Here is a 20426-nt window from a genome sequence, read left to right as displayed (position 1 = left end):
CCAGCACCACCGCCCCTGCGCCCCGCTGGCCCGACTGCACCCCTGCCGACATGCGGACAACACGAGCCCCCCTTGCGCCCCGACACCGGCAGGGGCTGCGCCCGGACGATGGCCGACGGCACGCAAGGCCACGCCAAAGGCCAAGCCGTTCCTGGCCGGCGCGTCGCGAGCCGGCTGGAGAGCCGCCCGCAAAAATGCCCGGTGCGCGGCAGGCCGCGACCGGGCAGGTCAACGAAGGGCGGAGAGGCTCAGGCGGCCTGGCCCAGGCCCGTGGACGGCGTGAAGGCCTGGCAGGCGTCCTGGCGGCTTTCGGCGATTCGGAACACGCGGTGCATGCGCATCAGCTCGAACAGGGCGCGCACAGCGCGCGACATCTCACACAGCACCAGGTCACCACCGCGCGCATTCAGCTGGCGCAACAGGGAAATCAGCGCCCCAAGGCCGGCACTGTCGACGAACTGCACGCCGGCCATGTCCAACACCACGGCGCGGCGTTCCTGGATCAGGGACTGGGCGAGGTCCTTGAACACGCGCAGATTGGTGGCGTCCAGGTTGTCTTCACGCAATTCCAGGACCAGCACGCCGTTGTCCTGCAAACGACCGTTCAGTTCCATGATGGGCTCCTCAAGGCCAACGAAAGGGGCGATGGGGCCATTGAACCGCAGACACAAGGTCGAATTGTCACCAGACTGTGCCGTCTCACGTCTCAGGCTCGGGGAGGCAGGGCCAGGCCCCTGAGACGCGCCAGCACGGCCTGCAAGGCCTGCCGGCGCTTGCCTTCGGGCACCGTGGCCTCGCAGCAGGCCAGGGCGTCGCGAGCCGCCGCCTCCAGATCCGACATCAGGTAGCCCCCCGCGGCGCCCGCCAACTGGTGCAGCAGGGCCGCCTGTTCGGCAACCCCCTGGGCCGCTTCGAGCCGCGCTGCCCGGTCCGCCAGTCCCTGCCGGAAACGTTGCTGCAGGGCCGAAAAGCCTGCGGCCAGCGCTGCGGCGCGAGGTGGCTCAGGCGCCGTCACGGCCGTGCTCCCAGTACATGCGCAGGTGGTCCGGCAGCGTCAGCGGATCGAAGGGCTTGACGATCACCCCGGTGGACTGGTGATGCAGCAGCTCCTCCACCTCGAAAGGCATGGCCTTGGCGGTCATGAACACCACCGGCACCCCCTGCATGAAGGGCAAGGTGCGCAGCACGGCCAGCAGCTCCGGACCCGACATGCCCGGCATCATGACGTCCAGCAGCACGAAGTCCGGCGCGAAGGCCTCGACCTGGGCCAGGGCCGCGTCGGCGTCCTCGCACAGCAGCACCTCGAAGTCACCCACATCCCGCAGACTGAAGCCGATCAACTCCCGGATATCAGGATCGTCCTCCACGCACAGGATGCGTCGCAAGGTCTTCATCACAGGTCCTGCCAGATGGTTTCATGCCGGTGCAAGCGGCGCAGCGCCAGCTCCAGATCGCCTGCCGTACTGCCCTCCCGGGGCAGGAATGCCAGCCCCTCCGAATGGGCATAGCGTTCGTCAACGGCATCGCTGAACACCAGCACCGGCACCCCGGGGGCGAGCACACGCAGCTGCTCGAACAGGGCGTCCGCGGCGTCCTGCCCCTGCGGATCCACCAGGACGGCCTGCGGCAGGCCAGAAGACCGGTCCAAGCGGGCCGGTTGCGCTGCCAGCTGCACCCGCCAGTCAGCGCCCAGCATGCGCGCGGTGCGGGCGGCGCGCTCCGGGTCGGCATCGACCAGCCACAAGGGTTGCCGCAGGCCCTGCCCGACCGGAGGCAGGTCCACCCACATCTCACAGCCATGCTTGGGCGTGCCCAGGGAAAGGGTCCCGCCCATGCGTTCCACCAGCAGCCGGGCGATGTACAGGCCCAGCCCCAGGCCCTGCTTGGTCTTGTTGGCCGTGGGCTCGGCACGACTGAACTTTTCGAAAAGCCTGGCCCGGAATTCCGGCGGAATGCCGGGCCCCTGGTCGCTCACGCTCAGGCGGACGCGCTGGGGTCCCACTTCCAGGCCCAGCCTGATCTGGCCCTGCGGGGGGGAATACTTCGCGGCATTGGAGATCAGATTGGCCAGGACCTGGCCCAGCCGGTCGGCGTCGATCGACACCTGGGCCGCGAGGTCCGACTCCCGCCACTGGCCCACCAGACTCAGGCCCTGCCCCACCACCACGCCCTGGTTGGCACTGAGGGCCTCCTGCAGCAACGGGCCGACCTCCTGCGCCTCGCAGCGCACGGCCATGCGCTCGCCTTCCAGCTGGGTGAGGTCGAACACATCGTCGATCAGGCGACTCAGTCGCCGGGCATTGCGCGAGGCCATATCCACTAGCTGCCGCGCCTTGGGCGCCAGTTCCCCGCCGCGCCCGGCCTCCAGCAGGGACACGGCGCCATGGATGGCCGTGAGCGGTGTCCGCAGCTCGTGGCTCACCGCCGCCATGAACTCGTCCTTGGCTCGCGTCAAGGCCCGCTGCTCCGACAGGTCGCGCAGCACCATGGTGTAGCGCGTGCCGCCGCCTTCCTGCCAGGTGCTGCTGCGCACTTCCGCCGGAAACTGCTCGCCCCGGGCATCCCGCAGCACCATCTCGCCCCCCTCGACCAGCCGAGCCAGGGGAGCGCCCATCACATCCTCGCTGCGGCAAGCCACCAGTCCGGCCGGGGAACCCAGGCTGAAGCGTTGACAAGCCGCCAGATTGGCGTCCAGCACGCGGCCCTGGGCATCCAGGGTGAGGACCGGGTCGCTGATGTGGTCGTGGATGTCGCGCTGGCGTTGGGCGGTGGCGCGCAGCTCCTGCTGCAGATGCAGGAGCCAGGCCATGTGGCTGAGCTTGGCCACCAGCAGCTTGGGGTTGACCGGGCGCACCAGGTAGTCGTCAGCCCCATGCTGCAGGGCCTGGCCGAAATGCTCGTCGCCCTGCATCGAGGAGCACACGATGACAGGCATCCAGCGATCCTGCCGCTCGATGGCGCGGATGCGGCGCGTGACCTCGAAGCCATCCATGCCCGGCATCAGCAGGTCCAGGAAGACCACATCCGGCGGGTCGCGTTGGATCAGCTGCAGCGCGGACTCGCCATCCGCGGCCAGTCTCACGCGGTGACCCAGTTGCTCAAGCGCCCGCCCCAACACCAGCCGGGATGACTCGATGTCATCCACCACCAGGAGGTCGAGCATCTCGCAGGGGAAGGGTCCGGCTTGCATGGCTGGCTTCATGCTACTGCCCACCGCCGGATCGGCCAAGCAGGAAGCGGCGGCCGTTTTGACAAAGGCGTCACAACCTCGGGACGGTCTTTGTCTGTAATGGCCCCATCCCCATCCGCCGGAGACCTTCATGAATCCCAGCGACCTGCTCTCGCCCGCCGCCCGGCGCCGCCATGCCCGACTGGCCCGCCTGCGCTGGCGCCTGCAGACCCGCGGACCGTCTCGCGTCAAGCGCATCCTGGACGTGCTGGTGGCCGCCAGCCTGCTCCTGCTGCTGTCGCCCCTTCTTCTGCTGCTGGCCCTGGGCATCAAGCTGCAGGACGGCGGCCCGGTGCTCTTCTGGCAGCCCCGCATCGGCCGTGACGGCCGCCCCTTCCCCTTCCCCAAGCTGCGTTCGATGTACATCGATGCCGAGGCCCGCCAGGCTGCCATCGCCGCGCTGAACCAGCACGGCGCCCAGGGCATCACCTTCAAGATGAAGAACGACCCGCGCATCACGCCCCTGGGACGCATGATCCGGCGCTGCAGCCTGGACGAGCTGCCCCAGCTATGGAGCGTGGTGCGCGGCCACATGAGCCTGGTGGGGCCCCGGCCTGCCCTGGCGCGCGAGGTGGATCGCTATGCCTTCGATGACCGGGCCCGCCTGCATGCACTGCCCGGCCTGACCGGTCTCTGGCAGGTCAGCGGACGCAGCGAGCTGCCCTTCGAGACCCAGGTGATGCTGGACCTGGAGTACATCCGTCAAGCCTCGCCCGGACTGGACCTGAAGCTGCTCGCCAGGACCGTGCCCGCCGTCATCAGCGGGCGCGGCGCCTACTGAACCCCGAGCCTGGCAGCCACCTTGAGGAGCCCCACCATGGAAGCCAACCACCCTTCCCGGACGCCCCGCCCCGCCGCCCTCAGCACACCGGGCCTGGAGGCCCGCCTGCGGGCCTTCGATCTGGCCCTGGCCGTCCTGGCAATGGTCCCGCTGGGGCTGCCGCTCTTGCTCAGCTGGAAGCTCGGCCTCTGGGAGCGCGAGGCCACCGTAGGGCGCCAGGGACACTGCTTCTACCGGTATGGGCTGCGGCTCTCCGGCGGCTTCTGGGGGCGCTTCGCCCGACGCCTCGGCGCCGCGCACTGGCCGTCCGTGTGGAACGTGCTGCTGGGCGACCTGTCCTGGGTCGGCCCGCGCCCTCTGCCGGTGGATGAGCAGACCCTCCCAATGGCGCCACCGGTGCGGCCGGGCCTGGTCAACCGCTGGCAGATCTGCCGACGCGCGGCCATCGACTTCAGCGACGAGTCCTCGCTGGACCAGGCCGACTGGCAGCAACGCAGCCTGCGCCGCCACGCCGGGCTGCTGATACGGGCGGTGCTGGTCCGGCTACTACCGCCGCGGGCCAGCCGTTTCCCGGATCTGCTGCAGGTCGCCGACGTCGCCATCCACAACCTGTCGATGCACGAGGCCCTTACTCGCATCGAGCAGCTGATGGACAGCGGACGCGGCGAGCTGGTCTGCTTCGCCAACGCGGCCTGCGTGAACACTGCGGCCCGGGACCGCGGCTACCGCCGTGCCCTGCGCCGCGCGGCCCTGGTGCTGCCCGACGGCATCGGCATCAAGATCGCCGGCCAGCTGCTGGGCACCCCCCTGAAGCAGAACGTCAACGGTACCGACCTCTATCCCCGCCTCATGGCGCGACTGAACCACCGCCATGCCCGGCTCTACCTGCTGGGCGGCGCGCCCGGCATCGCCCAGCAGGTGGCGGGCGATTTGGAGGACCGCTGGCCGGGCCTGCAGGTGGTGGGCGCGCGCGACGGCTACTTCACCGCCGCTGATGAGGGCGCGGTGGCGGCCGACATCTGCGCCAGCGGCGCCGAGCTGCTGCTCGTCGCTCGCGGCGTGCCCCTGCAGGAGACCTTTGTGGATCGCTACGGCACCCTGCTGGGCGTGCGCGTGGCCCTGGGCGTGGGCGGCCTGTTCGATTTCGTCAGCGGCCGCATTCCCCGGGCGCCCGAGTGGCTGCGCGAACTGGGTTGCGAATGGCTGTACCGCCTTTGGCAGGAGCCCGGCCGCATGTGGCGCCGCTACCTGGTGGGCAACCTGACCTTCCTGGGCCGCGTGCTGGCCCAGGCCCTGGGCTGGCGGCGGGCACAAATCGATGATCCCGCCCCGCTGTCCAGCACCGCAGGCTCCGCGGGCCTGGTCCGCGCGGTGCTGTTCGCCACGCCGCTGGCTGCGCCGGACCTGCCCTTGTCCGGCCCCACGCCCACGGCGCTCCTGCCGGTGGGGCACGCCACGCTCATCGAACGCCAGATCGAGCTGCTGGCCCGGGCCAACGTGAAGTACATCGACGTGGTGGCCTGCGACAGCCCAGAGGCCCTGCGCGCCCGCCTCGGCGAGGGCGCGCGCTGGGGTGTGCAGATCCGGATGCACGTGGTCAAGGATCCGCAGCAGCCCTACGGCGTGTTGTCCCAGGCGGCCCTGCAGGAAACACACCGGGTGCTCATTGGCCACTGCGACAGCTGGATCGATGCCCACAGCCTGGAACGGCTGCTGGAAAGCGACCGCGTCGCCGTGCTGGTGAACCAGGCCCACAGCACACGCTGGAGTGGCTGGGCCAGCGGGCCGGGCGCCACGCGACTGGGCTGCGAATCTCACTGGACCCGCGAGGACCTGGCCCGCCACCTGGAGCGTCAAACGGCGCGCCGCCTGCGCCTGAACCCCCAGCTCGTCATCAGCCGCCTGGACGGTCTGGGCCTTCTGCAGCTGCAGTCGCTGGCCAGTCAAGGCCGCCCGCACCTGGGCGTGCCGGCCAGCTGGCGTGCCATGCCCTGGGGCGCCATGCATCCGTCCGCCCATGTGCACGACAGCGCCCGCATCGAAGGCCCGGTGCTGGTTGGCCCGGGCTGCCTGGTCGAGGCAGGCGCGGTGCTGGGTCCGCGGACCTATCTGTTCGAAGACGTGGTGGTCTCGGAGGGCAGCACCGTCCGCCAGAGCCTGATCCTGGCCGGCACCTATGTGGGCCGCAGCTTGGACCTGGAGTGGTCGGTGGTGCGGGGCAATCAGCTCCGCCACATCGGCCTGCGCATCCGAACCGTGCTGGCCACCCAGGACGCCCTGCTGATGCCCCTCGCTCCGGCCCAGCCTCCCGCCGGGAGCTCGCCAAGCGGCCGCGTGCTGGCCGGTGTGATGGCGGCCCTGTCCGCGCCCGTGGCCCTGCCGGCCCTGCTGGGCCATGCGCTTGTGCGCCGCCAGGCGCCTTGGACACGCCAGACCGTCGTGCTGGAGCCGGCCAACGTGCGGGGCAAGCCGCGCAGCACGGTGCTGCGCCTGCCCCGCCAGCGGGCCTCCCTGCCCGCCCGCCTGCTGTGCCACTGGATCGGCCTGCTGGAGGTGATGCGCGGTCATCGTGCCTGGTTTGGCGCACGCCCCCGTCAGGCCGCCACCTGGTGCGCCATCGACCCGGCCTGGCAGCGCACCCTGTCGGAGCTGCCCATCGGGTTGCTTCACGCCCCGGCGTGGTTTGAAGACCCGGCCTGCCGCTCTGAGGCGGAGGCGGCCGCTGACATCTACTGCGCCCACCAGTCCCACTGGCTGGCCCGCCTTCAGATCCTGTGCTCGCAGGGTCAGGTGCCGCCCCGGCCGCAGGATCGCCGCTCGGGCCTGTCCACTTCGTGAGGTTAGCCATGGACACACGCCCGCCGCCTTTGGACGACGAGCAGCTTGGCCGCTTTGAACGCATCAGCAGCCTGGCCTGCCGCCTGTTCGGCGTCCCGCTGGCCTGGATCGTCGATGAGCGCCATGAGCGGCTGCTGGAGTTCGGCATCCCGGGCCACGCCACAGACGATCCTGTGGCCCGTTCCCTGGCCCTGCTGCAGTTCCCCTTCCTGCTTCACCACCCCCTGCTGGACGCAAGGGGACGCAGCATCGGGCGCCTGGTGCTGGCGGACCGCCGGCCTCACGCCTTCAGCGAGGACGATCTGGCGCTGCTGACCCAGTTGGGCCAAACGGTCGCGACCGAACTCGAGCTGTGCTGGCGGACCCGACATGACAGCCTGACCGGCCTGTGCAGCCGCGATGGCTTCCAGCAAGGGGCCGACTTCGCCCTGCGCTTGTGCGCCCAGGCGGGCCTGCCGCTGAGCCTCTACTACTTCGACCTGGACGGCTTCAAGCCGATCAATGACCAGCATGGCCACGCCGAGGGGGACCGGGCCCTGCAGGACTTCGCCGAACTGCTGCGCGGCACCTTCCGTGCCAGCGATGTCGTTGCCCGCCTGGGCGGGGACGAATTCGCCGCCATCGCCTTGAACGACCCGGCCTTGTTCGCTGCCTCACCCGCCGTGCGGCTGCTGGCCGCCCTGGACAGGCACAACCGCGACAGCGGCAAGCCCTACGCCCTGCGCTGCAGCGTGGGCGAAGCCTGCTGGATCCCCGGCCAGCCTGCCCAGCTGGTGTCACTGCTGGATCAGGCCGACCGCGCCATGCGGATGGCCAAGGCCCGCGCCGGCAGCACCTGCCGCTGCCCCCCCGGGGCCGCTGCGCATCTCTGCGCTTCGGCACGGCCGCCGCCGCTGGCCTCAAGCCTCCCGATCACCACTCAAACCGGAGCACCGTCTGGTTGAGATCGGCCAGCGGATGATGGAAATGCGTGGCACTGCTGAGGCTGCGGATGATGTAGAGGCCGAATCCGCCCTCCGAATGACCGCTAAAGTCCGGCGTTAGCACGTCAGGCGGATCAAAAGGATCACCCACGTTCCACAGCGACACCTCCACCTGGCGCCTGCCCGGGGTGATCTCGCAGTGCAGGCAGGCGTCGGCAAAGGGAGCCTGGGCATGGCGAACGATGTTCGCAGCCGCCTCGAAGCTGGCCAGCACCATGCGGTCCAAGACCTCCTCGGGCATGCCCTGATCCTGACCGACCGCCTTCAGGGCCTCGCGCAGCACGGTCAGGGCTTCTCGGCGCCAGGGAAGGCGCACATGGCGGGTGGCGCTTTGCTCAGCACCGGGCAGGCGGACGAGAACGGCCGTTTCGTCGTCCTGCAGCGCCAGGGGGTCGGCAAAGTCCGCCAGGCGGCGCCTCAGCAGCTGAAGGCTGACATCGGCCGGCACGGCCAGGCGTGCCGCCTCGGCCATGAGCTCGCGCAACCGCTCCTCGCCGAACTCGGCACCGGCCGAGGACTTGGCCTCGGTGATGCCATCGGAGTAGACCAGGAGCGTGGCCCCCGGCGACAGCTCAACCTGGGCCTGGGTGTAGTGCTCGTCGGGCAGCACGCCCAGGGGTGCGTTGTCGCCCAGGAGCCGGAGCACCTCGCCCTCGGGTGTGATCAGGAGCAGCGGTGTGTGCCCGCCATTGACGAAGTCGATCCGGCCCGCGCGCAGGTCCACCCGGTACAGCGCGACGGTCACGAAAGTCTCGAGCTCCATCAGGCGGGGCGCCAGCTGGGCCTGCAGGGCGTTGAGGATGTCCGCCGGCGTGGGCAGGCGGGGCGCCTGGTGGAGCAGGCTAGCCGCCATGAGCTCGCTCACCACCCGGCTGTAATGGGTGCGCACGGCCGCGCCGACCAGCGCCGCGGGCACGCCCTTGCCCATGACGTCGCCCACCAGGAGCTCGAAGCAGTCCTCGCTGAGCGGGGTGATGGCGTAGAAGTCGCCGTCGATGCCGCGCGACGCACGGTTGTAGCAGGCGATGGCCACGCTCTGGAGCTGCGCAGGCACATCACCGATCAGGAGAGAGGTCTGGATCAGGCGGGCGGTGTCCAGCTCCCGGGCCTGGGCCTCAGCCAGGGCCTGCTCGATGCGGCGCAACCGGCTGACGTCGGTGCGGATGGCGATGTAGCGCTGCACCCGTCCGTCGGCATCCAGCGCGGGCACGATGGTGGTGTCCAGCCAGAGCCGTTCACCGGACTTGCTGCGGTCGATGATCTCCCCGTGCCACACCAGGCCGGCGGCGATGGTCTGCCACAGCTCGGCGAAGAAGGCTGGCGGGTGCACGCCCGAGCTCAGCACATGGTGGCGCTCACCCAGCAGCTCATGCAGCGCGAAGCCGGTGAGCTCCAGCATCTTGTCGTTGGCGTAGATGATGCGGCCGTCGGCGTCGGCGATCGTGATGGCCGCATGGGCGTCCTGGGCCCGCTTCTGGAAGCGCAAGGCCTGCTGGTCTTCCTCGCGCTGCTGCACCAGGTCCGCCACCAGGCGGGCCACGCCTTCCAGGTCCGAGGGCGCCAGGGCCAGCGCCTCCCCCATGTCGCGCCCCTGAAGCAGGCGCCTGAGCGTGCTGTGCAGGGCCTCGGCAGCGGCGCGGCGCATCTCCAGCTCGGCGTGCAGGCGCTGCTCGTAGGCCTCCCGCTCCGACACATCGCGCAGGCTCAGCACATGGCCAATCACCTGGCCTTGCGCATCGGAGATCGGACCCAGGGCCAGGTCCAGGGTGCGCGCAGCACCGGACCCGTCGGGCAGCGCGACGATGGCCGACCACTGGCAGGGTGCCAGCGTCGGCGGCGCCCCGCCGCCGACCCGAACCAGCTGCGGCAGCGCCTGCCAGACGCTGCGCCCGCACCACAACGCGCCCGGCTGACCCAGCATGGCGGCGGCCGCGCGGTTGACGTTCAGCACCTCGCCATCCACAGCCAGCGTGATCACGCCATCCTGCACCGCGGCCAGCGTGGCCTCCGCCGTGATGCGCTGCCGGTGCAAAACCTGCTCGCGCTGGACGAAGGCATCGACGGCGGAGCTGATCTCGATCGGCGCTCCCGGTGTGCCAGCCACCGCAGCCCCCAGGGCCCCGGCCCGCAGCCGGGCCAGCGGTTCCAGCCAGCGCCGCAGGCTCAGCCGCATCACGGCGGTCGCCAGGAGCAGGGTCAGCGCGCCCAGCCCGAGAGACACCAGGGTGAGGGTCCAGCGCTCCTGTGCCAGGCTGGCCGCGGCGAAACGCAGGCGCAGCACGCCGTAGTCCTTGCCCCCGACCTTGCACACGATGTTGACTTCGCCCGTCCGGTCCTGAATCCAGCCCACAAAAAAGGCCGGGGGCAAGAGGCCCCTCGGACGGCTGGGGGCCCGGACTTCCAGCCGTCCCCCGTCCATGTCGATGAACTGGGCGGACTCGTAGGGCGTGTTGCGCACCAGCCGGTCCAGGCTGCGGCGCACGGTGTCGTAGTCACCCACCACCAGGCTGTCATTGATCGCCGGGAGCACGGCCTCCGTGAGAACCTGCCCCGTGCCCATGGCATCCTCAATGCCGGTGGTGAACTCGCGATGCAGGAACAAGGCCAGCCCCAGGCACAGCGGCAGGATGACGGTGGCGCTGAACAGCAGTACGACGCGCCCCGTCAGCGAGGCAGGCAGCACCGCAGACAGCCAGCGACGCAGCGGCACCCCACGCGCCGGACGGCTCAGCGCCGACGTGTCCACCACCCCTCCCGAGAAGAGCCCTCGTCCCGCATGCCTGCCTCCCGCTGCGCGCCAGGGCGGGCCCACGCCCGCCTCCAGCCCGGTGGTGCCAGCCTATCGTCTACTGCAAGGCAAGTGTGGCGTCACTGTGTACTGGTTCCGCCGAGCGCCGGCGATCGTGTCAGGGTTCTCGTTCCGCCGACGATGGAGGCGACGCGATCCGGCAGTGCGACGTAGGATGCCACCATCCCCCACCACAGGAGCGCGGGCATGCATGTCGCGATCGCCGAGGACGACGAGGACCAGAGCGCCCTGCTTGCCCTCTGGCTGGCCGAAGCAGGGCATACCAGCAAGCAGGCCGGCAGCGTGGCAAGCCTGAAGCAGTTGCTGGAGCGTGAACGCTTCGACGCCATCCTCGTGGACTGGCAGCTGCCGGACGGGACCGGGCTGGATGCCCTCGGCTGGATCCGCGGCAACCTGGGCTGGGAAGTGCCGGTCGTGGTGGTCACCGTCCGGGACGACGAAGCCACCGTCTGCCAGGGGCTGCAGGCCGGAGCCGACGACTACATCGTCAAGCCACCCAAGCCCCTGGAGCTGCGGGCCCGGCTGGCCAACGTCGCCCGGCGCGTGAACCTGCGCGAGATGCCCGTGCTGCGCCTGGGCGACTACGAGGCCGACATCAGCCGCCAGCGCCTCACCGTGCAGGGCGAGGCCATCACCCTGTCGCAGAAGGAGTTCGACCTCGCCGTCTACATGATGCAGAACCCCGGCAAGCTGCTGAGCCGCGACCACCTGCTCAACAGCATCTGGGGCATCCACGCCGACGTAGACACCCGCACCGTGGACACCCACGTGAGCCGCCTGCGCAAGAAGCTGCAGCTCAACGGCCAGCACGGCTGGCAGATCGTCCCTGTCTACGGTTTCGGCTACCGGCTGGACCGGCAGTCCGAGGGGAGCGCCGGCTGACCGGCTTGGCCGCTCAGTCGCCCGGCAGCCGGAAGACAGGTTTCAGCGCCGCAAAGCCCGCGTCCTCTCGCTTGGCTTGCCAGGCCATGATGGCGCGACCCATCTCGCCGGTGTCGAAGAGGGCGCTTTGCAGCAGGCTCATCTGCTGCAGCGAGGCCGACACGCCGTGGTCCCGCGCATGGTTCAGCGCCAGCTTGCTGCCAGCGATGGCCAAGGGCGACTTCAGCGCGATCTGCCGCGCCAGGGCGAGGGCCTGCTCCAGCAGCGCGGGCGCGTCCGGCGCGATGGCGTTGACCAGGCCCAGCTGCAGCGCGCGCTCGGCGCCGAGCCGCTCGCCGGTATAGGCCATCTGGCGGGCCATGCCGGCCGGAATCAGGCCCTGCAGACGTTGCAGGATGCCCAGGTCGGCCGCCATGCCGATGGTGGTTTCCTGAATGCTGAAGAAGGCGTCGGCGGTGCACAGGCGGATGTCGCAGGCCGCGGCCAGGTCGAAGGCACCGCCGATGCAGCCGCCCTGCACCGCGCAGATCACGGGGAAGCGCGCCTCGTCCAGCACCGTGAAGCAGGCCATCAGGCGGCGCAGGGACTCCTGGAAGGAGAGGCGGGCGCGCGCATCGCTGGTGTCCAGCAGGCCACCCTGCCCCGCGAAGGTCTGCAGCGCCATGCCGGCGCTGAAGTGCTTGCCGGTGGAGGCGATCACCAGCACCCGGGTCTGACCCTCGTCATGCAGGCGCTGCACGGCGTCGCGCAAGGCTGGAAAGAAGTCCGGCGCCATGGTGTTCATGCGCTCAGGCTGATTGAGGGTCAGCAGGGCCACGCCGCCCTCCTGCAGGTCCAGGTCAAAGTAGTGGGCTGCGCTCATGGGGATCCTTGCAAGCTCGATGAAGCCGCCAAGCCTAGCGCCCCGCCGGCGCACGGCCATCGCACAAGTGACAAGATGGAGAGATGCCCCTAGGTCAAAGCGCACGTTTCCCAGGGCTTGCCCCAGGAAGAGCCACCCCCTGCCCTGCCTACACTTCGCCGCATGCGAACCCTGAAGACTGATGATGGCGTGCCCCTGCACTGGCGGCAATGGAACAAAACCGGCATGGGACCGGCCCGAGGCACGGTACTGATCGTTCACGGCCTGGGCGAGCATGTGGGCCGCTACGAGCATGTGGCGGCCCATCTGAACCACTGGGGTTGGCATGTGGTCGGACACGACCAGCGCGGGCATGGCGCCTCCGGCGGCGCCCGCGGCGACCTGCCGCATGACCGCCGCTTCGAGCAAGACCTGGCCCTGGTGATCGATGAAGTACGGGCCGATTCCACCCTGGGAGACGGCCCGCTCATCATGCTGGGCCACAGCATGGGCGGCCTGATCGCCGCGCGCTTCGCGGCCGGCGGCCTGCCCGGCGCGGGCTCGCCCCCGCCCTGGTTCCGGCCCCTGGACGGCCTGGTGCTCAGCTCCCCGGCCCTGGCGGTGGACATGAGCGCCTTCCAGCGGGGCCTGCTGACCGCCACCCTGCCCCTGGTGCCGCACCTGGCCGTGGGCAACGGCCTCAAGCCGGCCTGGATCTCGCGCAGCCAGGACGTGGTCAGCGCCTACCAACAAGACCCGCTGGTGCACGACCGCATCACGCCGACCCTGGCCGCCATGATCGCCCGCGGCGGCGAGGCCGTGCTGGCCCGCGCCGCCGACTGGACCCTGCCCACCTTGCTGATGTGGGCCGGCGCCGACCGCTGCGTCTCCCCCACCGGATCCAGTCGCTTCGCCGCCGCCGCGCCCAAGGCCGTTGTGCAGAGCCAGTGCTTCGAGAAGCTCTTCCACGAGATCTTCAACGAGCCGGAGCAGCAGCAGGTGTTTGAGAGGTTGAGGGTGTGGATGGAGCAGCGCTAGGCGAAAATTCGCAAGACCTGTGCGCGATCCAGGCGCACAGACCTATTGGAAAATGCCGATGCGCCGAGCCTTCAGGGCAGCATGCATGACATTTCCACAGTCAAGCTTCGCTGCGATGCCGCTTAGCCAGCGCTCACAAATGGGTTCGCCCAAATTGAAGCGGCTCGCCAACATGCGACTGCTCCATCCCTCAGACGCATAGCGCAGGGCTTCAATCTCGCGAGCGGCCAACTCGCCCACATTGGAGCGTTCAGCTGGCATCAGGAGCCTGAAAGCGGCATCCAAGGCGTAGACGGCGTACCACTCTAGCTGGGGCAACGCCCGCGTGAACTGTGGACATGCTGGGGCGAGGTCTTTGTCCGAGTGGACGCTCAGGACGAAGTGCCGTCCATCAGGGCAGTGCGATGCAATCGCTGATCCCGGAACGCAAACCCATGCTGGCAACCACCTCATAGCCCTCCACAACAGCGGGATCACGGTACTTCGTGGAACCCCAGGCGATGGGGTAACTGCTTCGCTTGAGGTGCTGCATTGCCGGATCTCGCCTTCCATATGCAGGGTCGATACTGACCCAGCTCGGGTTATTGATGTTCTCAATGCGGGTGAATTCAGGATTGCCGGCACTGTCGTCAAGAACCGTCATGGCGTCCATCGTCCCAAAGTCCATGCTCTGGGTGAACCTGACGACGCAGGCCCTGTAGTCCTCGACATCTCCAGCATTCAACAAGTCCTGCAGATTGGCGTCCAACATCCAAGGCTCCATCAGGCGACCGGCGGAGGAAAGGCTTGTTCTGCCTCTCTTCGACGGGAGGCGCCAGGCGCAGCACGCTGCCGCGGTTCGCACGCCCCGCGACAGCGTGTACCTACGGGCGCTTTCAAGCGGCGTATTTCTGCAGGTGTCTGGGTCTTAAAATTGCGCGCTCGCGGCCACCAGCCGCCAGGAGACCGCCATGAACGCACGTGACCCCCACCAGCCCCTGCAGGCCGACGAAGCCAGCAGCCTGGGACAGTTTGCCGCCCAGGTCTGGGACGAGGAAATCGTTCCCGCCCTGACTGACTACATCGCCATCCCGGCCAAGAGCCCCATGTTCGATGCGGACTGGGCGGCCCACGGTCACATCGAGACCGTGCTGCGCAACGCGGCCAGTTGGGTGGAGAGCAAGAAGGTGGCGGGGCTCAAGCTGGAGGTCATCCGCATCCCCGACCGCACGCCGGTGATCTTCTTCGAAGTGCCGGCCACCAAGGCCGGCTGCGAGGACACGGTGCTGCTCTACGGCCATCTGGACAAGCAGCCCGAGTTCAGCGGCTGGCGCTCCGACCTCGGCCCCTGGACACCCAAGTACGAGGACGGCAAGCTCTACGGCCGCGGCGGCGCCGATGACGGCTATGCCATCTACGCCTCGCTGACCGCCATCATGGCCCTGGACCGCCAGGGCATCCCGCGCCCGCGCTGCGTGGGCCTGATCGAGACCTGCGAGGAATCTGGCTCCTACGACCTGCCCGCCTACATCGACCTGCTCAAGGAACGCCTGGGCAACGTCAGCCTGGTGGTCTGCCTGGACAGCGGCGCGGGCGACTACGACCGCCTCTGGCTCACCACCAGCCTGCGCGGCAACGTGACCGGCACGCTGAAGGTGGAAGTGCTGACCGAAGGTATCCACAGCGGCGACAACTCCGGCGTCGCGCCCAGCAGCTTCCGCATCATGCGCCAGCTGCTGGACCGCCTGGAGGACGCCAAGACCGGCCGCCTGCTGCCCGCCGACTTCCATTGCGACATCCCCGCGGACCGCATCGCCCAGGCGCAGACCACGGCCGACATCCTCGGCGCCGAGGTCTACAAGCGCATGCCCTGGGCCTGCGGCGCGGATGGCGGTCCGGTGCTGCCCGTCACCACCGAGCCCCTGGAAGTGCTGCTCAACCGCACCTGGCGCCCGACGCTGTCGGTGACCGGCGTGGACGGCATGCCGCCCATCAGCAATGCCGGCAATGTGCTGCGCCCCTTCACCGCCTTCAAGCTCTCGCTGCGCCTGCCTCCGCTGATCGACGGCAATGAGGCCGCACTCAAGCTCAAGGCCCTGCTGGAGGACAACGCGCCCTACAACGCCCGCGTCAGCTTCGTTCCCGACGGCCGCGCTGGGGCCTACGGCGCCACCGGCTGGAACACGCCGGACCTTCAGCCCTGGCTCGCCAAGGCCGTGGCCGAGGCCAGCATGACCCACTTCAACACCGAGGTGGGCTACGTCGGCCAGGGCGGCACGATCCCGCTGATGGGCATGCTGCAGAAGGGCTTCCCCAAGGCGCAGATGATGGTCTGCGGCGTGCTGGGCCCCAAGAGCAACGCCCACGGTCCTAACGAGTTCCTGCATGTGCCCTATGGCAAGCGCCTGACGGCCGCCGTGGCCCAGGTGATGGCCGCGCACCCCTGAGCGCGCACCACTCGCACGGACAGCGCCTCCACCGTTGACGAAGCGGCGGTGGAGGCAGAACTTGACCAACATCAAGCCTGCACCCGCTCGCAGTCGTTAAGGTGCCGTGGTTTTGCGCCATGGCCATGCTGTCCTCCACTTCCTCCGCTGCGATATCGGCCGACGGGCCGGCGCCTGAGGACGCGGCGCGCTCGGCCGACGAATCGGGCAGCATCCGCCAAAAGCCCTGGCTGGCCTGGCTCTGGCTGTGCCTCGCGCTGCTGGGCCTGTGGCTGCTGCTGGGCCTGTGGCTGCGCAACGAGCGCCAGGTGGCGCGTGCGCACGAGGGCGAGAAGCTCCAGAGCCTGGTCCAGACACTGGACGGCATCGTCTCCCAGCAGCTGATCGCCATCCAGGCCGCGCTGCAGACCGTGGATGCCGAATACGACCACTGGCGCAAGGAGCACAAGCAGGCCGACGGCGAGTCCATGCTGCAGACCCTGACGCGGGCCATGCCCGGTGTGCGGCTGCTGATGGTTGTCGATGCCAGCGGCCGCGTGCAGGTCTCCTCCATGCCTGAGCTGCTGGGCCGCGACGTCGCTGACCGCCCCTACTTCCTCCAGAGCCGACAGCATCCCCAGGAGGGCCTGCTCCACATCACCCCGCCTTTCCAGACCCTGCTGGACGACCGCAGCGTGGCGCTGGCGCGCACCCTGCACGACGCTGAAGGCCACTACCAGGGTGTGCTGGTCGCCAGCCTGGATCCTGACTACTTCTCCCTGGTCCTGGCCACGGTCCAGCCCTCCGAGGACACCTGGGCAGCCATCGCGCACGAGAGCGGCGCCATGTTCGCGGTCCAGCCGCATGTAGAGGCCTGGATCCATCGCAACGTGCTGGAGCGGCCCGGGTCGGTGCTCGAGCAGCACCTGCGCAGCCAGCAACCCAGCAGCCTGCACCTGCAGGAATCCCGCTTGAGTCACGACGTGCGTCTTGTCGCCGCCCGCACAGTGGCGCCGGACAGCCTCTGGCTGGACCAGCGGCTGTACGTGGCCGTCGGCCGCTCCATGGCCAGCGTGGAGGGGCTCTGGCGGCGCCAGCTGTTCAGCACCCTGCTGGGTGGGTCGGCGCTCACGCTTCTTGCGCCCCTGGGTTTGTACCTGTACCAGCGGCGCCGTCACATAGTGGAGCAGCTGCGCCGCCAGCAACGCCGCGTCGAGCGCGACAGCGCCGCTCGCACCGCGCTGGCCCTGGAGGGTGCAGCCCTGGGCCTGTGGGACTGGAACCTGCTCACCAACGAGACCCGCTTCGACAAGCGCTGGTGCGCGATGTTGGGCCACGTGCCGCATGAGATCGAAGGTCATGTGAGCGCCTGGGAGGACCGCCTGCATCCGGACGATGGCCCCGTCGTCCGGATGCATCTGCAGCGCTACCTCTGCGGTGAGCTGACCCACTACACCCAGGACTACCGGCTGCGCCACCGCGACGGGCATTGGGTCTGGATCCACGCCAACGGCCGCATCATGGCGCGCGATGCCGAGCACCGCCCCACCCGCATGGTCGGTACGCACATGGACATCAGCGCCGCCAAGCGGGCTGAGGCCCTGCTGCAGGCGCAAGCCCAGCACACCCAGGCCATCCTGGACAACATGGTCGATGGCATGATCACCATGGATGCCAGGGGCCGCATCGACGCCATCAATCCGGCTGCTTGCCGCATGTTCGGCTACAGCGAGGGGGAGCTGGTGGGCCAGCGGGTGGAGCTGCTGATGCCCGAGACCGAGCGCCCGCATCACGCAGGCCATGTGCGCCGTTACCTGGAGACGCGGGTGCCGCATGTGATCGGGATCGGACGGGATGTCAGCGGGCGGCGCAAGGACGGCAGCGTCTTCCCCATGAGCCTCGCGGTGTCCGAGATCCTGCAGGACGGCGAGCCGCTCTTCATCGGCCTCACCCGCGACATCACCGAGCGCAAGAAGGCCGAGGCCGAGATCGAGCAGCTGGCCTTCTACGACTCCCTCACCGGCCTGCCCAACCGCCGCCTGCTGCTGGACCGCCTCAACCAGGCCCTCGCCATCAACCGCCGCAACCACCGCCATGGTGCGGTACTCTTCATCGACCTGGACAACTTCAAGGCCCTCAACGACACCCTGGGCCATGGCATGGGCGACCGCGTGCTCGTGGGCGTGGCGCGCCGGCTGCAAGCGGCCCTGCGCAGCGAGGACACCATCGCACGATGGGGTGGGGACGAGTTCGTGGTCGTGCTGCACGACCTGGGCCAGAACGCCCAGGTGGCAGGCCTGCATGCCGAGGCGGCGGCCGAGAAGTTGCTGCGCGTGCTGAGCCAGCCTCATCAGCTGGATGGGCACCAGCACCACAGCACGCCCAGCATCGGCATCGTGATCTGGGGCGGCGACACCGGCAGCAGCGAGGACCTGCTCAAGCATGCCGACCACGCCATGTACCAGGCCAAGGCCGCCGGACGCAACCGCCTGTGCTTCTTCGACCCCGCCACACAGGCGGCGATGGCCGAGCTGACAGCCCTGGAGGCCGACCTCCGCCAGGCCATCGACTGCCAGCAGCTGGAGCTCTTCTACCAGGCCCAGGTCAATGAAGAGGGCCGCGTCGTCGGCGCCGAGGCCCTGCTGCGCTGGAACCATCCGTCGCAAGGCTGGGTCTCGCCTGCGCGCTTCATTCCGCTGGCCGAGCACACCGGCCTGATCGCACAGTTGGGCGAATGGGTGTTGCAGCAGGCCTGCGCGCAACTGGGCCTGTGGGCACGCGAGCCGCACATGGCGGGGCTCACGCTGGCCGTCAACGTCAGCGCCCACCAGTTCCGCCAGAAGGGCTTCCTCGGCTTCATGCAGCAGTTGCTGGCGCGCAGCGGCGCGCCCACCGACCGGCTCAAGCTGGAGCTCACCGAGAGCGCCCTGGTCGAGAACGTGGAGAAGGTCATCGCCCTGATGGTGGCCCTGCGCGGCCTGGGCCTGCATTTCTCGCTGGACGACTTCGGCACCGGCTACTCCTCGCTGGCCTACCTGAAGCGCCTGCCGCTGGACCAGCTCAAGATCGACCAGAGCTTCGTGCGCGATCTCGTCAGCGAGCCCAATGCCATGGCCATCGCGCGGGCGGTGATCCAGCTGGGCGAGAGCCTGGGCCTGGACGTGATCGCCGAGGGCGTGGAGACCGAGGCTCAGCGCGAGGCCCTGCAGCAGCAGGGCTGCCATGCCTTCCAGGGCTATCTGTTTGCACGCCCCCTGGCGCTGCAGGAATTCGAGCGCCTGGTCGTCGAGTGGCCGGCGGGCGGGCGGGGCTGAATCCCTTCGCCTGAGCGCCCATCGACCGCTAGCAGCGCTTGCTGGTGGAGCAGACCAGTTGGCGGGTGGCGGCCGCGGCGGCCGGCTGCTCCGTGCGATAGCGCTGCTGGTCGGCGCGCACCTGCTGCAGACGCGCATCGAGGTTCTGCGGCGTCAGGAGCACGCCAATGGGCGCGTTGGCGTCGCCTGCGGCGCCGTCCTGGCTGAACATCGTGCGGATCATCTGATCGCCCAGCGCGGCGCTGTAATGCACCGGATCCCAGAACCAGCGCATCCGGCTTTGCCGGTCGCCAGGCGCCGGCACGGGCTCCCGCATCGGCATCTCGTAGCCGCCGAAGTCCCACAGGCTCACATCCCTGCCGCTGTCGCGCGCCGCGCTGACTTCCGCGCAGAGTGCCCGCTTCCAGTGCTCGTACGCCGGCCAGTGGCCCATGTGCGCCAGCAGGTCCAGGCGGCTGGCGTGCGAAGGCTGCAGTGCAAGCACCAGCTTCATCCGGTGCCGGGTTGCGAACTCGATCAGCGGCCTGATCTTCGAGGGCTCGGCCAGCGGCGCCCCATCGACCCCTGCCAGTTCGCGGTGCGCCAGCGTCTGCATGGCCTGCACATTCTTCTGCCTGAACAGGGTGGCGAAGCCGTCCGCCTGCGCCCATTGCTGGAACCGCCCCTCCGACAGATGTCCGTTGCCCTCGAGGTCAGGCTGTGGCCCTCTGCGATTGGCCAGCACAGTGTGCGTGCTGTCGATCAATGCATCCAGCGACAGGAGGCCGGCCACATGATCCAGCAGCACCTGCTGCATGCGCTGATCGTTGACCTGCCCGTCGGGCCGCACTAGCAGGCGCGCCTCCAGTTCCAGGGTCGCCGCGGACGGGCCGCCCGCGGCCTTGGGCACTGCAAGGAAGTTCTCGAAGTCCAGGCCGACGAGCAGGGTGTCCGCCACGGGCGCCGACGCCGGCCGGCCGGCCACCATGTGCTGCGCGAAGCGCAAGCCCGTTTCGGTCCCCGACCCGACGAGGCTGAGGTTGTAGACAGGACGCAGCCCCTCGGGCCAGGCGGGGGCGGCGGGATCCAGGCCCAGGTCCGTTCGCGAGCTGCCGATGACCAAGGTGCGGGCGGGCCGGCGCAAGGCCTCGTAGCTCTTCATCAGCCGCTCGCGGGTCTCGACGGCCGGCTTCTTCGCGTTGAAGCCGGGAATGCGGGCGGTGTCGAACAGCAGATAAGGATTGACCCAGGCATTGAAGCCCGCGAACAGTGCGGCGATCAGGCCTGCCATGCAGGCAAGCGCCAAGAGGTAGCGGCGTGGGCTCAT

15 protein-coding genes are annotated in these 20426 nt (G+C 69.3%); 7 read left to right on the top strand and 8 right to left on the bottom strand.

Going from position 1 to position 20426, the window contains the following annotated elements; translation table 11 throughout:
* Nucleotides 1-248 precede the first annotated feature (248 nt).
* The 4 genes from H5407_RS17625 to H5407_RS17610 form a co-directional block, all read right to left on the bottom strand.
* Nucleotides 249-614 carry an STAS domain-containing protein gene (locus tag H5407_RS17625; protein ID WP_183105796.1) on the bottom strand — a complete coding sequence of 122 codons (366 nt, stop codon included), beginning with the start codon at nt 612-614 and terminating at the stop codon, nt 249-251.
* A 92-nt stretch (nt 615-706) separates the two neighbouring features.
* Nucleotides 707-1015: a hypothetical protein gene (locus H5407_RS17620; protein WP_183105795.1), complete on the bottom strand. Its 309-nt coding sequence runs from the start codon at nt 1013-1015 to the stop codon at nt 707-709.
* Entirely contained in the window at nt 1002-1394 is a 393-nt protein-coding gene (locus H5407_RS17615; RefSeq protein ID WP_183105794.1) for a response regulator, read from the bottom strand. Before H5407_RS17615 ends, H5407_RS17620 begins: the two co-directional genes overlap by 14 nt.
* Entirely contained in the window at nt 1394-3190 is a 1797-nt protein-coding gene (locus H5407_RS17610; RefSeq protein ID WP_183105793.1) for an ATP-binding protein, read from the bottom strand. Before H5407_RS17610 ends, H5407_RS17615 begins: the two co-directional genes overlap by 1 nt.
* Nucleotides 3191-3320: 130 nt before the next feature.
* On the opposite strand from H5407_RS17610, the gene H5407_RS17605 reads away from it, so the two are divergent.
* The 3 genes from H5407_RS17605 to H5407_RS17595 are packed head-to-tail and all read left to right on the top strand — an operon-like array spanning nt 3321 to nt 7792.
* Nucleotides 3321-4010 (top strand): sugar transferase, encoded by a 690-nt coding sequence (locus H5407_RS17605; protein ID WP_183105792.1) that lies wholly within the window; start codon nt 3321-3323, stop codon nt 4008-4010.
* A gap of 36 nt (nt 4011-4046) precedes the next feature.
* Nucleotides 4047-6848: a WecB/TagA/CpsF family glycosyltransferase gene (locus H5407_RS17600; protein WP_183105791.1), complete on the top strand. Its 2802-nt coding sequence runs from the start codon at nt 4047-4049 to the stop codon at nt 6846-6848.
* An 8-nt stretch (nt 6849-6856) separates the two neighbouring features.
* Nucleotides 6857-7792, top strand: a complete 936-nt coding sequence (locus tag H5407_RS17595) for a sensor domain-containing diguanylate cyclase (protein ID WP_183105790.1) — start codon at nt 6857-6859, stop codon at nt 7790-7792.
* Here the strand turns inward: H5407_RS17595 and H5407_RS17590 are convergent.
* Nucleotides 7761-10577 carry a SpoIIE family protein phosphatase gene (locus tag H5407_RS17590; RefSeq protein ID WP_183105789.1) on the bottom strand — a complete coding sequence of 939 codons (2817 nt, stop codon included), beginning with the start codon at nt 10575-10577 and terminating at the stop codon, nt 7761-7763. The genes H5407_RS17595 and H5407_RS17590 overlap by 32 nt on opposite strands.
* Before the next feature lie 249 nt (nt 10578-10826).
* Between H5407_RS17590 and H5407_RS17585 the strand changes: the two genes are divergently transcribed.
* Complete coding sequence (locus H5407_RS17585) at nt 10827-11522, top strand: response regulator transcription factor (RefSeq protein WP_183105788.1); 696 nt, start codon at nt 10827-10829, stop codon at nt 11520-11522.
* Nucleotides 11523-11535: 13 nt separating this feature from the next.
* Here H5407_RS17585 and H5407_RS17580 read toward each other — a convergent pair whose 3' ends face one another.
* Nucleotides 11536-12384 carry an enoyl-CoA hydratase-related protein gene (locus tag H5407_RS17580; RefSeq protein WP_183105787.1) on the bottom strand — a complete coding sequence of 283 codons (849 nt, stop codon included), beginning with the start codon at nt 12382-12384 and terminating at the stop codon, nt 11536-11538.
* A gap of 162 nt (nt 12385-12546) precedes the next feature.
* Between H5407_RS17580 and H5407_RS17575 the strand changes: the two genes are divergently transcribed.
* Nucleotides 12547-13401: an alpha/beta hydrolase gene (locus tag H5407_RS17575; RefSeq protein ID WP_183105786.1), complete on the top strand. Its 855-nt coding sequence runs from the start codon at nt 12547-12549 to the stop codon at nt 13399-13401.
* A gap of 391 nt (nt 13402-13792) precedes the next feature.
* On the opposite strand, the gene H5407_RS17570 is transcribed toward H5407_RS17575, so the two are convergent.
* On the bottom strand, nt 13793-14152 hold the full coding sequence (locus H5407_RS17570; protein ID WP_183105785.1) for an autoinducer binding domain-containing protein: 360 nt from the start codon (nt 14150-14152) through the stop codon (nt 13793-13795).
* A 199-nt stretch (nt 14153-14351) separates the two neighbouring features.
* Here H5407_RS17570 and H5407_RS17565 point away from each other — a divergent pair, with 199 nt between their 5' ends.
* On the top strand, nt 14352-15827 hold the full coding sequence (locus H5407_RS17565; protein ID WP_183105784.1) for a M20 family metallopeptidase: 1476 nt from the start codon (nt 14352-14354) through the stop codon (nt 15825-15827).
* A gap of 119 nt (nt 15828-15946) precedes the next feature.
* Nucleotides 15947-19120 carry an EAL domain-containing protein gene (locus H5407_RS17560; protein ID WP_183105783.1) on the top strand — a complete coding sequence of 1058 codons (3174 nt, stop codon included), beginning with the start codon at nt 15947-15949 and terminating at the stop codon, nt 19118-19120.
* 28 nt (nt 19121-19148) lie between these two features.
* Here the strand turns inward: H5407_RS17560 and H5407_RS17555 are convergent, their stop codons facing one another.
* Nucleotides 19149-20426 carry a hypothetical protein gene (locus tag H5407_RS17555; protein WP_183105782.1) on the bottom strand — a complete coding sequence of 426 codons (1278 nt, stop codon included), beginning with the start codon at nt 20424-20426 and terminating at the stop codon, nt 19149-19151.

The organism is Mitsuaria sp. WAJ17, from assembly GCF_014174515.1.
Classification (GTDB): Bacteria; Pseudomonadota; Gammaproteobacteria; order Burkholderiales; family Burkholderiaceae_C; genus Roseateles_B.
Note: the sequence above shows the minus strand (reverse complement) of the source record. Positions and strands in the feature narration are given on the sequence as shown.